The 13,176-nt window shown below is 62.7% G+C and carries 12 protein-coding genes; 5 read left to right on the top strand and 7 right to left on the bottom strand.

Features of this window, described 5'->3' with window-relative positions; genetic code table 11:
- Positions 1–49: 49 nt before the first annotated feature.
- Both ACNHGR_RS23230 and ACNHGR_RS23225 read right to left on the bottom strand, forming a co-directional pair.
- A complete protein-coding gene (locus ACNHGR_RS23230; RefSeq protein ID WP_475289290.1) occupies positions 50–472 on the bottom strand; it encodes an acyl-CoA thioesterase in 423 nt (140 codons plus the stop codon).
- Positions 469–1,137 (bottom strand): glutathione S-transferase family protein, encoded by a 669-nt coding sequence (locus ACNHGR_RS23225; protein ID WP_475289289.1) that lies wholly within the window; start codon positions 1,135–1,137, stop codon positions 469–471. The genes ACNHGR_RS23230 and ACNHGR_RS23225 overlap by 4 nt, the downstream gene beginning before the upstream one ends.
- A 222-nt stretch (positions 1,138–1,359) precedes the next feature.
- On the opposite strand from ACNHGR_RS23225, the gene ACNHGR_RS23220 reads away from it, so the two are divergent.
- From ACNHGR_RS23220 to ACNHGR_RS23205, 4 genes are read left to right on the top strand one after another with little or no spacing between them, the layout of a single operon-like run.
- A complete protein-coding gene (locus ACNHGR_RS23220) occupies positions 1,360–2,112 on the top strand; it encodes a glutathione S-transferase family protein (protein ID WP_475289287.1) in 753 nt (250 codons plus the stop codon).
- A 3-nt stretch (positions 2,113–2,115) separates the two neighbouring features.
- Positions 2,116–2,937 (top strand): glutathione S-transferase family protein, encoded by an 822-nt coding sequence (locus ACNHGR_RS23215; protein WP_475289286.1) that lies wholly within the window; start codon positions 2,116–2,118, stop codon positions 2,935–2,937.
- A gap of 11 nt (positions 2,938–2,948) precedes the next feature.
- On the top strand, positions 2,949–4,385 hold the full coding sequence (locus tag ACNHGR_RS23210) for an aldehyde dehydrogenase family protein (protein ID WP_475289284.1): 1,437 nt from the start codon (positions 2,949–2,951) through the stop codon (positions 4,383–4,385).
- Positions 4,385–5,296, top strand: coding sequence for a CmcJ/NvfI family oxidoreductase (locus ACNHGR_RS23205; protein ID WP_475289282.1), 912 nt, complete (start codon positions 4,385–4,387; stop codon positions 5,294–5,296). Before ACNHGR_RS23210 ends, ACNHGR_RS23205 begins: the two co-directional genes overlap by 1 nt.
- Positions 5,297–5,345: 49 nt before the next feature.
- Here ACNHGR_RS23205 and ACNHGR_RS23200 read toward each other — a convergent pair whose 3' ends face one another.
- The 3 genes from ACNHGR_RS23200 to ACNHGR_RS23190 form a co-directional block, all read right to left on the bottom strand.
- A complete protein-coding gene (locus ACNHGR_RS23200; protein ID WP_475289280.1) occupies positions 5,346–5,756 on the bottom strand; it encodes a hypothetical protein in 411 nt (136 codons plus the stop codon).
- 2 nt (positions 5,757–5,758) lie between these two features.
- Positions 5,759–7,228: an aldehyde dehydrogenase gene (locus ACNHGR_RS23195; protein ID WP_475289278.1), complete on the bottom strand. Its 1,470-nt coding sequence runs from the start codon at positions 7,226–7,228 to the stop codon at positions 5,759–5,761.
- A 101-nt stretch (positions 7,229–7,329) separates the two neighbouring features.
- Complete coding sequence (locus ACNHGR_RS23190) at positions 7,330–7,875, bottom strand: TetR family transcriptional regulator (protein WP_475289276.1); 546 nt, start codon at positions 7,873–7,875, stop codon at positions 7,330–7,332.
- A gap of 81 nt (positions 7,876–7,956) precedes the next feature.
- Here ACNHGR_RS23190 and ACNHGR_RS23185 point away from each other — a divergent pair, with 81 nt between their 5' ends.
- Positions 7,957–9,000, top strand: a complete 1,044-nt coding sequence (locus ACNHGR_RS23185) for a Rieske 2Fe-2S domain-containing protein (protein ID WP_475289274.1) — start codon at positions 7,957–7,959, stop codon at positions 8,998–9,000.
- 56 nt (positions 9,001–9,056) lie between these two features.
- Here the strand turns inward: ACNHGR_RS23185 and ACNHGR_RS23180 are convergent, their stop codons facing one another.
- Together ACNHGR_RS23180 and ACNHGR_RS23175 are read right to left on the bottom strand one after the other, a co-directional pair.
- On the bottom strand, positions 9,057–11,456 hold the full coding sequence (locus tag ACNHGR_RS23180) for a TonB-dependent receptor (protein ID WP_475289272.1): 2,400 nt from the start codon (positions 11,454–11,456) through the stop codon (positions 9,057–9,059).
- Between the two features lie 218 nt (positions 11,457–11,674).
- Positions 11,675–13,150, bottom strand: coding sequence for a carotenoid oxygenase family protein (locus ACNHGR_RS23175; RefSeq protein WP_475289270.1), 1,476 nt, complete (start codon positions 13,148–13,150; stop codon positions 11,675–11,677).
- Positions 13,151–13,176: the final 26 nt, after the last annotated feature.

Raw genomic sequence — 13,176 nt, 5'->3', positions numbered from 1 at the left:
CGTGGAGGACGCTATGGCCCCATCAGGCTTGCCTGCGCCTGAACATGAATCAGGCGGCGAACAAGGTCCGTATCGAATCCGGCACGCGCTCCGCCCGCAATCCACCCGGTCTGCTTGCGTCAGGCACAGTCCAGACCCGCTTTTCAATACATTCCACGCACAACCTGCCGTCCAGCGACAATCGGTGCGCGACGGTGAAACTGCTATTGCCAAACACCGGCGCCTCCGCCTCCACCAGCACATCGTCGCCATAGGCAGTGGGGACGAAGAAGCGCGCCGATACATCGACCATGGGAAAGCCGGCAAAGGGCATGGTCGCCAGCATTTCCCGCTTCTTGGGCAAGCCGGCCTGTTCGAACAAAAGCATCGTGCTCTCCCCGAAAATGTCGAAATAGCGCGGTGCATGGACGATACCGGCGGGGTCGCAATGGCCCCATTCGATGCGGACGATCCGTTGGAGGAAGGCGCTCACGCGAGAATGGTCTTTCCTTGTTTCGTGGTCTTCTCCGCCATTTCCTCATCGGTCGGCGGGGTGGGGACAAGAAGTCCGCGCTGCACCGCGGGCCGCGCTGAAATTCTATCGAACCAGCGCTGAAGGTTGGGGAAGCCCCCCATGTCGACGCCAGCCCAGTCATGGCCGCGCACCCAGGGGAAGCAGGCGATGTCGGCAATCGAATAGTCGCCGACCAGATAGTCGTTGTCGGCAAGCCGCGCATCCATCACGCCGAACAGGCGCTGGCTTTCGCGCACATAGCGGTCGATCACCGCCGGCAATTTTTCGTCGAAATAGCGGTTGAAGACGGTTGCCTGTCCCATCATCGGGCCAAGACCGGACATTTGCCACATCACCCATTGGATGACGCGGCTGCGATCCTGCCCGTCAGCCGGAAGGAACCGCCCGAATTTCTCCGCCAGATATAGCAGGATCGCGCCGGATTCGAAAATGGCGAAATCCCCCGCATCATGATCCACCAGCGTCGGGATGCGGCCATTGGGATTGAGCGCGACATACCAGTCCTGCTTCTGCACCCGGTCGGTCAGCGAAATCGGCGTTACCTTATACGGCACGCCCAGTTCCTCCAGCAGGATCGACACCTTCCACCCGTTGGGCGTTTCCGACGTCAGCAGTTCCAGCATTTTTCTCTCCGGCTTTTCTTTCCCCATCCAAAGCAAAGCCTTGCCGCCGCCGCAAGACGAGTGGCGGCGCTATCATTGAAACTGACAGGTTGAGCCACCGGCACTGGCAGGTAGTTTGGCTGATAGTATCGACAGACGACTTGCGGCCCGCCGGATCGCCGGCCAGTTTCATCTTCGACGGCGCACCAGACGCCATAACCATAAGGTGAGGATGAACAGCGCATGTTGACGCTCTACAGCTTCGGTCCGGCTGCCAACAGCCTGAAGCCCCTGCTGGCCTTGTATGAAAAGGGACTGGAATTCACGCCCCGCTTCGTCGACCCGACCCGGTTCGAACATCATGAGGACTGGTTCAAGGCCATCAATCCGCGCGGTCAGGTGCCTGCGCTCGACCATGATGGCCATATCATCACCGAATCGACCGTCATCTGCGAATATCTGGAAGATGCCTTTCCGGACGCGCCGCGCCTGCGCCCGGCCGATCCGGTGCAGGTCGCCGAAATGCGCGTCTGGACCAAATGGGTGGACGAATATTTCTGTTGGTGCGTATCGACCATCGGCTGGGAACGGATGATCGGCCCGATGGCGCGCAAGCTGACCGACGCCGAGTTCGAGGAGAAGCTGAAGCATATTCCGGTCCCGGAGCAGCAGGCCAAATGGCGCAGCGCCCGCGCCGGTTTCCCGCAGGCGGTGCTGGACGAGGAGATGCGCAAGATTCGCGTGTCGATCGACCGGCTGGAGAATCGGTTGTCGCAAAGCCCATGGCTGGCGGGCGAGGATTATACGCTGGCCGATATCTGCAATTTCGCAATCGCAAACGGCATGCAATTTGGATACGCCGATATCGTCAACAAGACGGCAACACCGAATCTCGTCGCCTGGATCGAGCGCATCAACGCCCGCCCCGCCACACAGGCGATGTTCGCCAAATCGCGGAGCGAAATGCCGCCCCGCCCCGCAGCGACGGCGGCCTGATCGATGAGCTGGCAGGACGAGCCAACCGCAGGCCGGCTGCGCATGTATCATATTCCCGGCTGCCCCTTTTCCGAACGGATCGAGTTGCTGCTCGATCTGAAGGGGCTGCACGGCATCATGGCCGATCATGAGATCGACATATCGCAGCCCCGGCCCGACTGGCTGCTCGCCAAGACCCGTGGCACCACCGCGCTCCCCGCATTGGAGCTGGAGAATGGCGAGACGCTGAAGGAAAGCATGGTCATCATGCGCTATTTCGAGGATCGCTATCGCGACCCGCCGGTGGCGCGGCAAGACCCGTTCGAACATGCGGTCGAGGCAATGTTGTGTGCGACCGACGGCCAGTTCACCGGTGCGGGCTATCGCATGATCCTGAACCGCGACCCGGCCAAGCGCGACGAGCATAAGGCCGAGATCGATGCCCAATATGCTCGGCTGGACGATTATCTGCGCCACTATGCGCCGGACGGGGATTATCTGTTCGACCGTTTCGGCTGGGCCGAGGTCGCCTTTACGCCGATGTTCAAACGGCTGTGGTTCCTAGAATATTATGAAGCCTATCAGATCCCGCAGCATCTGACCCGAATGCTGCGCTGGCGCGATGCCTGCCTGTCTCATCCGGTGGCCGAGCGCCATCACGGCCATCGTGAGTTGATGACGCTTTACTATGATTATGCTCAGGGTGGCGGTAACGGTCGCCTGCCCGAAGGCCGCACCATCTCCAGCTTCACGCTCGATCCGCCCTGGGACAGCCGCCCCCTGCCGCCGCGCGACAAATGGGGCACGCCCGCCACCGACGCCGAACTCGGCCTTCTCACCGCATAAGGACATTCATCATGCCCAACACGCAGCAACATTATATCGATGGCCAGTGGGTCGACAGCCAGGGCGGCCGCACCATCGCCGTCATCAACCCTGCCACCGACCAGAGCGCCACCGACCTGATCCTGGGCACGGCCGCCGATGTCGATGCGGCGGTCATCGCCGCCCGTCGCGCGTTCGAGACATTCTCGCTGACAAGCCGCGAAGAGCGCATCGCCCTGCTGGAACGCATCATCGCCGAATATCAGAAGCGCGTGCCAGACATCGCCCGTGCCATCGCCACCGAAATGGGCTGTCCCATTTCCATCGCCCAGACCGCGCAGGCCGGGTCGGGCCTCGGCCATCTGGGACAGGCACTGGCCGCGCTCAAGGACTATGAATTTTCCGAGAAGATCGGCAACAACCGCGTCGTGCGCGAACCGATCGGCGTGGTGGCGCTCATCACGCCGTGGAACTGGCCGATGAACCAGATCGTCGCCAAGGTCGGTCCGGCGCTGGCGGCCGGCTGCACCATGATCCTCAAGCCCTCCGAAGAAGCGCCAACCTGTGCCGCGATCTTCGCCGAAGTGCTGGAAGCCGCAGGCGTACCGGCCGGCGTCTTCAATCTGGTGCAGGGTGACGGCGAAGGCGTCGGCACTGCGCTCGCCCAGCATCCGGACATCGACATGGTCAGCTTCACCGGATCGACCCGCGCCGGCATCATGGTGGCGAAGAATGCCGCCGATACGGTCAAGCGCGTCGCGCAGGAACTGGGCGGTAAATCGCCCAACATCATCCTGGAAGGCACGCCGCTGGACGTGGCCCTGCCCGGTGGCGTGGGCGGTGTGCTACTCAACAGCGGCCAAAGCTGCGTGGCGCCGACCCGCATGCTGGTCCATCGTTCGCAGCATGACGAAGCGGCGGAAAAGGTCGGCGCGCTGTTCGCCGCGAAGAAGGTCGGCGATCCGCAGGTGGAAGGCGACCATATCGGCCCGGTCGTCAGCCAGCGGCAGTGGGACCGGATACAGGGACTGATCCAGACCGGCATCGACGAAGGTGCTACCCTCGTCACCGGCGGCACGGGACGCCCCGAGGGGCTGGATACAGGCAGCTATGTGCAGCCGACCGTGTTCGCCAATGTGACGCCGGACATGACGATCGCGAAGGAAGAGATTTTCGGTCCCGTACTGGTCCTCATGCCCTATGATGACGATGAGGATGCGATCCGCATCGCCAACGACACGCCTTATGGTCTGGGCGCCTATGTCGCTGGCAACCCGGCCCATGCCGCCAAGTTCGTCCGCCGGCTGCGCGCGGGCGCGGTGTTCGTGAACGCCGGCGGTCTGGCCTTCGACATGCCCTTTGGCGGCTACAAGCAGTCGGGTAACGGCCGGGAATTCGGCAAGTTCGGGCTGGAAGAATTTCTGGAGGTCAAGTCAGTGATCGGCGCGCTGCCCGAAGAGGTGGCCTGATGGCGAGCCTGCCCATCGCCGCGGATCTGGAGGACAGCGCGCGGCAGGCGCCCGCGCTGATCCGCTATCTGGACGAAGGCGATTTCGTTACGCGACGCTATGTCTCGCGCGGGGTGGAGATCAACACCGGCACCTATAGCGACCATCGCATGATGGTGCGCGACGGCATGCCGATCCGCGACCATTTCCGCTTCGACACACACGGGTTCATGCTGGGCAGGCATAGCAGCGCCATCCGGGATTTCTTCGACAAGGAAGAGGTCGACCGCCTCTACCTGCGCGAATGTGAGGAAGCGATTAGGACGCTCACCGGCGCGTCCTGCGTGTCGGCAGGCGGGTGGATGATCCGCACATCGGCTGACCTGACCGCCCGCGCGCAGGAGAAGGTGGAGAATTATCGCCATGAAGGCGGCATCCAGCCGCCAGCCGGTGAAGCCCATGTCGACTATAATGAGATTACCGGCCGCCGCGCCGCGCAGCGTGCCTATGCCGCCGCCTTCCCTGATGGTCCGGGTTATAAACGCTCTGTCTGCGTAAGCTTCTGGCGTACCTTCTCTCCCGGCCCACAGGACTGGCCGCTCGCCGTGTGCGACGGCCGCACTGTATCGGACGAGGAAGCGACGTCCAACACGCTGTTCGTGGTGGACGCGCTACCGACCGGCGACGCGCTAACGGCTCCGGTGGCGGGGGAGGACCAGATGATCGCCGCGTCCATCTTCCGCCATCGCGACCGGCATCGCTGGTGGTATTTCTCGAACATGGTGGCGGACGATGTGCTGCTGTTCAAATTTCAGGACAGCGATCACAGCGTGACATGGCGCTGCCCGCACACCGCCTTTCATGACAGCAGCCTGCCGGATACGAAGACCCGGTCGAGCATCGAGGTGCGCGCGGTCGCCTTTTTCGAATAGCCCCGTCTGTACAGTTTGAACTTGTCGAGAATTGAACGGAGAGGTCAGATTACCAGCGCAGCAACCCGATCAGTTCCTGCCGCCACGGCCACAGCAATATCGCGTTAAGCAACAGCGTCACGATCCCGAACGCATATTCAACCACGCCCGGATCGAGCACGAAATTCCAGTAGCCGATCACGATGTTGAGCGGCACGCAGGCGAGCGCCGCCGGCAATACCGCCCGGTTCGCCAAGATCAGTAGCGCAGCGACCACTTCCATCACCTTGATCCAGGCGAACAGGCCCGAATGGATCAAGGCCAGCGTGAATTCCTGCGCCAGCGGTGTATTGCCGAGCGGTTGGAGATCGAAGGGGGTGAAATATTCCACCCCCGAAAAGAGAAACCAGCCGCCGAAAATGATCCGGGCGGTGGTGAAGGCAACGCCGGTTCCGCGCCCCTGCGCATTGAGAGCGATCATGGTCAAAAGCCCGCAGGCGCGGCGTCGAGCAGGATCGTCTTGGTTTCCAGATAGGGATGCAGACCCTCGACCCCGCCTTCGCGGCCGATCCCCGACTGCTTGAACCCGCCAAAGGGCAAGCCGAATTCCAGCTTCATACCATTCTGGCCAAAGCCACCCGCGCGGATGCGGCGACCGATGCGATAGGCGGCATCGGCATCATTGGTCAGCACCGATCCATTAAGGCCGAAGGCACTGTCATTGGCGATGCGGATCGCATCCTCCTCATCCTCCGCCGGGATCAGGCACAGGACTGGGCCGAAAATCTCCTCCTGCGCGATGCGGCTGCTGTTATCGACATTGGCGAACAGGGTCGGCTCGATGAAATAGCCCTTGTTCATATGCGCCGGGCGATTGCCGCCGGTAACAAGGTCGGCGCTCTCGCGACCCAGCGCAATATATTCCTCCACCCGCTCCAACTGGCGCTTCATCGCCACCGGGCCGAGTTGCGTATCCGCCGCGTCGCTATGGCCGATGTGGATGCCCTGCATCACCTTGGCGATGGCGTCGGCCAGTTCGTCATGCCGATGCTTCGGCACGATCGCCCGGCTCAGCATGGCGCAGACCTGTCCGCTCATGATGGTGATGGTATTGCCCAGGATCGCGGCGGCGACCTCGATCGGGAAGTCATCGCGGACGATCGCTGCCGACTTCCCGCCCAGTTCCAGTGTGCAACGTGCCACCCGCCCGGCGCAAACCTCGCCGATCCGTTTGCCCGCCAAAGTCGATCCCGTGAAGGTCACCTTGTCGATGCCCGGATTGCGGACCAGATGGTCCGATGCATCGCGTCCCCCCGCAACCAGATTGACGACCCCGGCAGGAACGCCGGCCGCCTCAGCCGCTTCCGCCATGATATAGGCTTCCAGCGGGGTTTCGGGCGAAGGCTTCATGATGACGGTACAACCTGCGACCAGCGCATAGGCGACCTTGGCCGACATGATGCCGTAGGGCGCGTTCCATGGCGCAATCGCCGCGACCACGCCGGCGGGCTCCTGCACCACGATCGCGGTATTCACCATGTGGGAAGGGCGTCGTTCGACAAAGGGGTAGCTGTCGGCATAACCGGCGATCGCCATCAGCGTCGCGGTCGCGCCCCCGGTCATGACCGGGGCAAAGCTGGCAAGCCCGCCCACCTGCGCGGTCCAGGCCGCCGCCAGTTCGGGTGCCCGCTTTTCCAGTTCCGCACCCATGCGTCGAACGATCGCCCCGCGTTCCGCCGGGGCCATGGTCGACCATGGCCCTTCGTCGAACGCCTGGCGCGCGGCGGCAACGACGCGATCCATGTCCGCTTCATTCGCCTCGGCAACGCGGGCGACGACCTCTTCGCTGTTGGGCGAGACGATCTCGATCACCCCGTCGCCGGTCGATGCGACCCAGGCGCCGCCGATGAACAGCTTGTCGGGATGGGCGATGCGAACGGCGTCGGGAGTCATGGTCTATCCTCTTCTGCTTGTCGCCGTCGCGCCCTTGTTGAGCATGCGACTGGCTCGACTGACTGGATCACCATAACGAACGTTATTATTATTGCAACGGGTCAATCGAAGCGGAAGCCGGACACCATTGCTTCCAAACCCAGAGCGAAGCTTTCGTCGAAGCCAATCATTTCGGCGAGATGATCGTGCAGCGCGTCGCTCTGTTCATAGACCGCCCAGCCCAACACCAATGCATTGACCGAGGCGATGACGCTCAGCGCATCGGCGCGCGACAGCCCCTGTTCGACTAGTGGCGCGGCCAGCGCATCGGCGGCCGCAGCAGCCGTGTCCGGCGCCGGCCGTGCCGTAGCGCACAGTTGCGCCGAACCCTGATGACCAAGCAGTTCCCGCCGTAGCGCGGTGCCATAATCGATCAGCCAGCGCCGCCAGTCCTTGCCCCTGTCCGCACCGGCCGCGGCCAGCGCACGCGCGTAGAAACTCTCGGCCATCGCCCGCATCAGCACCGTTTTGGACGGCACATGCCAATAGAGTGCCGATGCCTGCACACCCAGTCGCGCCGCAATCGCCCGCATGTTGAGCGCGCCCAGTCCCTGTTCGTCGACCAGCGCCAGCGCGGCCTCGACAATCTCTTCCTGTCTGATCTTCACCGCCCCTTCTTGCCCCAAGCCCACTCGCTTGACAATTGAACAACGTTCATTGAACATCGTTCAATAACGAAGGAGAGAGTCATGACCTATGTTCGCAATGCCTGGTATGTCGCCGCCTGGGAGCAGGATCTGGAACCCGACAAGCCGAACGGGGTGTCGATATTAAGCGAACCGATCGTGATCTGGGGGGCAGAAGGGCGACTCGTCGCATTTGAGGATCGCTGCGTGCATCGCCTGGCCCCCCTGTCGCTCGGTCGTTGCGAAGGCGCGCGGCTGCGCTGCATGTATCACGGCCTGCTGTTCGATGCCGACGGTGCGGTGGTGCAGATACCGGGGCAGGATATGATCCCGCCACAGGCCCGGCTGCGCAGCTATCCGGTCGAGATACGGCATAGCTGGGTCTGGGTGTGGATGGGCGATCCGGCGCTGGCCGACCGGGCGCTGATCCCACCGGCGGTCGGCTTCGACAATCCCGACTTCATTCTCGGCCGTGGTTTCCTCGACTATGCGGCAGAAGCACGGCTCATCAACGACAATCTGCTCGACTTCAGCCATCTGAGCTATGTTCATGCGGAAAGTTTCGGCGCCGGGCCGGAATTTGCCGATGAACGCCCGCGCCTGACACCGCTCGATCGCGGCGTGCGGTTCGAACGCTGGGTAGTGGGTACCCATGGTCCCGGCCGGCGCAAGAGTGATGCCCTGATCGACAGTTGGCAAAGCTATGATTTCCTGCTGCCCGGCGTGCTGCTCATGTGGAGCGGCAGCTTTGCCGCTGGCACGGCCGAACGGTGCGGCTTCGCAAAACCCGATTATGCCGATGCCATCGGCGCCGTCACTTTCACCAGCCAGGCGGTGACGCCGACCGGCGACCGGACGGCCCGCTATTTCTTTTCCTGGGGGCCGCATCGCGACCATGGCGACGAGGCCATGCGGGATATGCTGATGACCCTTGCCGACCGCGCCTTTGCCGAGGACAAGGTCATGATCGAAGCGCAGCAGCGGGTGATCGACCGGACGCCAGCGCCACGCATCATGCCGACGGTCCATGATCGCGGCGTCACGCTGTTCAACCGGCTGGTCGAGCGCCTTGCACGCACCGAATCCGGCGAAGCGGTGGCCGCATAACGAAAAAGGCTCGCCCGCTCATGGCGGACGAGCCTTCCCCCTTCCCTACAGGAACTTCAGAAGCTCTTCTTGGCCGTGACCGTCCATTCGCGCGGACGGCCGACAGTGCCGGTCACGACGCCGAAAGTGCCGACATTTTCCGCCACGCCATTATAGTAGAATTTGTCGAAGACATTGGTGACGCCGGCACTGAGCGACCAGTCCTTGTCCGGCGCCTGATAGGTCAGCCGCGCATTCACCAGGCTGGGCGCGTCGATCAGATTATAGGGATTGTTGACCGAGTTATAATAGAAGTTGGAGCGCCAGGACCAGTCGATCCGCGGCGTCAGCGTGCCGTTGCCGCCCAGATCGGCTTCATATTGAATGCCAGCCGACAGTTGCCATTTGCTGATGAAGGGCGCGATCATGTCCTTCGTCACCAAAGTCGCGGGATTGGTGATCTTCTTGTAATCGAAGTCGAGATAGCCGATCGACGCGTCGAGCGAGAGGCCGTCAGTGGGGCGTAGTTGTGCCTCCATTTCCCAGCCGAAGACATTGGCGTCGCCGGCATTAGACGGCACCGAGCAGGACAGGACGACACTTTCCGGGCACTGATAGCGCACCAACTGCATATCATTATATTTGTTGAGGAAGACTGCACCGTTGAGGCGCAACATCCGGCTGAACAGGTCAGCCTTAAAGCCGGCCTCATAAGTGGTCAGCTTTTCCGGGCCGAAACTCTGCACCTGATCCGGGGCGGAGGGGCGCGGGTTGATACCGCCGCCCTTGAACCCGGTTGACAACTGAGCATAGGTCATCAGTTCGTCCGACCAGCGATAATTGACACCGATGCGATAATCGAGACGGTTGCCGCTGAAGGTACCGGTCAGCCCGTCCAACCCGACGAGCAGAAAATTGGGGGTGAAGAAGGCGCCGCTAGGCAACGTCCCGTCCACATTGCGGCGCGAATAGCGATAGGTCTTCTTGTCGTCGGTATAGCGCAGGCCGCCAATGATGTTGAACGCATCGGTGACATGGAATTCGCCATGGGCGAAGGCCGATATGCTGCGATTCTTGATGACATCGTCCGACATGAAGTCGAACAGCAACGTCGGAATCTGGCTGCGGCCTTTGATCGTGTCGGTCGCCTTGTAATAGAAGCCACCGACGGTCAGATCGACCTTATCGTTGAAATTGGCGCTGAGGCGCAGTTCCTGCGTGAACTGCTCATGGCCATAGGTGAACTCCTGCAACAAGATGGCCAGCGGCGATCCGTCGACGTCGATCGCGCTGGTGCCGTCGGCGCTGCGATAACCGGTGATCGATTTCAATTTCAGCGCGTCGGACAGGTCATAGTCGATCGTCCCAGACAGGCCCCAGGCCTTGACCGTGCTGGTCGGGCTGGCGGTGAAGCCGCCCGGTGCGATCTGGGTCGGGATACCGAAGACGGTCGTATAATTCCCGCCCGTGCCATAGGTCGCATAGGAAGTGTAGCTTTTCGATCCGGTCAGGAAGCGGCTGTCGAACGGGATGCCCGCCGTCGCATCACCCGCGACATAGCTGCGCACCGCCGGATTGTCGGCGTAGAGCAATTTGGTCGCGACGACCTCGCTATTATCCTTGGACACATCGGCGACGATGTTGATTTCCAGCGGCGACCCGGCCGGCGCATAGCGCAGCGCGGCGCGCAGGCCCATGACGTCGATGCCGCCTTCGGTGCCGGTCTGGCAATTCTTGTTGCCGCTGCTGGCCGGGATGCCGGAGGCCGGATTGACGCAGCCATAATCGAGCAGCTTCATATAGCCGTCGACATTTTTCGACACGCCCGACACGCGCAGGAACAGGTCGTCGGTCAGGGGGATATTGGCGCTCCCGCGCAGTTCCAGCCGGTCGAACCGGCCATAGGTCGCCTCGACGAAGCCGCCGGGCGTGGAGTCCGGCTTCTTGCTGAACAGCTTCACAGCGCCGCCCACGCTGTTCTTGCCGGCCAACGTCCCCTGCGGCCCGCGCAGCACCTCGACCCGCTCCAGATCGGTAAGGTCCATCACCGCGCCGAAAGTGGTGCCGTAATAGATGTCATCGATATAGATGCCGACGCCCGGCTCCAGCGCGAAGCTGGCGTCGAGCTGGCCGACGCCGCGAATGAAGGCCGCCACGGCATTGCCCTGGATGCTGGTCGCCGGCGCCAACGCGACGTTGGGCGCAAACTGGCCCAGATCGGTCACGCTGGTCTGGCTGCGCGCCGCCAGCGTATCGGCCGATACGGCGGTGATGGCGATTGGCGTATCCTGAAGATTTTGCGCACGGAACTGGGCCGTCACGATGATGTCTGCGCTATTGGTCTGATCCGCCGCCTGCTGTTCCGGCGCTTGCCCGGATGCAGGGGCGTCCTGCGCCAGCACCGGCGCGGCCACCATCGCGCTCGCGAGCGCCAGCATCGCCACATGGCCCCGAAATGCGCACTTCCCGTTGGACATGATGTCTTCCTCCCTCTTCTGGTCGGCCGCAGGCATGGGAGGGGCGACGCCGGACCCGCTTGGCCGGGTTCCGGTCGGGGGCGGCGCCGATGCGCCTGCCTTGTCCTGTCATCCTCTCGCCCGTGCCCAAGGCCGGTTCTGCTTCGCAGTCCTTGTTGGAGACAACGGATCGCGATCCGCCCCTCTCCCGTCAATCAATAACGATCGTTAGTATTTTGTCAAGCGACCTGACACGCCTTTGCCGTCGCCAGCTGCGCCGCCGATACCCAGGCGCCATGCACCTGCGCCCGCATCGGCAGCGGCATCGGCACGCGGGCGATGGGGCCGGCCGCGATTGCGCCCGCATCCACCACCCACAGTTCCGAATGGAAGACCGCCTCATCCGCCTGCCTGTCCACCACCATCAGCAGCCAGCCGTCATGATCGGCCTTTGTCGATGGCACATGTACCGGCTCACTGATCGCCATGCCGAACTCCAGCCCCATCATGTCGATGCGACCATTGCCCGGCTCGATCTGCAACAGGGCGTTGAAGGCAAAGCCGACCGGTCCGCCCGGCAGCGGCGGGCCACCTTGCGGGTTCATCGACAGATACCAGGCCGACCGATAGGGCTGCCCCTGATCGGCATCGCGCAGGCGTGGCATGTCGCCCGGCGGGCCGACGACGCGTTCCTCATAGCCATTCCCCGCCTTCGCCAGATCGAAGGTCCAGCGGGTCAGGCCGCCCTGTATCTCGCGCTGGTCGCGCTGCACACCACCGGCTTCGCGCATGAAGCCGAAGGCGTTGGTGTCCGACAGGCAGAGGTCGAGGTGGATCAGCCCGCCCTCCTCGAAGGCATTCACCAGATGAAAGGCGGAAATGCCCGGCCGGCCCTTGAACCAGCGCATCTCCTCCACCTTGCCATAGCGCGGCATGATCCCGACCCAACTGTCCAGATCCTGCTGGTGCGCCCAGTGCGCCCCGCCAGCCTTCAGCCGATCCAGATCCGCTGTGGTCGGGAAGATCGGGAAGATCACGTAATGTTCCGTGATCGCGAAATCATGGATGGTCGAGCAATAAGGCTGATCGAACCATTGTTCGCTGATCAGATTCCCATCGCGATCGGCGATGGCATAGGCGATCTTCGTCGAGCAAAGGCCGTCCGCCTCATAGCCGAAGAAGAACATTTCCCCCGTCTGCGGATCGACGCGCGGATGGGCGGTGAAGGTCTTCGACGTAAAGGCGCCATGATAATCCCAGCGGCCGATCGTCTCCAGCGTATCGGGATCGACCTCATAGCCAAGGCCGTCCTCCTTGGTCATGAACAGCCGCCCGCCATGCCAGACCGGCGTGGTATTGGCGACGGTGCGGTCGCGCCCGGCCACGGCGAGATCGTCGGTGAAGGGATTGCGATACTGGCCGAACAGCGCCCGTCGTGCGTCCTTCTCCAACGCGTAGCGCTCGGTTTCGACATAGCGGATCGCATAATCCACCTTGCCGTCATGAATGGCGAACTTCGCGACCATGCCGTCGCCCGACAGGACGATGTCGTCGGCGAACATCGGCGGATGCGCAGGATCGGGTACGGCGCGGAAGAAGGCGCCGTCAATCTCGGCCGGTATCTCGCCGATAACATCCAGATTGCGGGCCGACCATTCGATACCGACGGGCGTGTTCAGCCCGACGAAATGGATGGTCTGGGGATAGACTGGCATGGCGTCCAAGCTCCTCTCTTATCTCG

The sequence above is a fragment of the Sphingobium sp. RS1 genome, from assembly GCF_056156825.1.
Note: the sequence above shows the minus strand (reverse complement) of the source record. Positions and strands in the feature narration are given on the sequence as shown.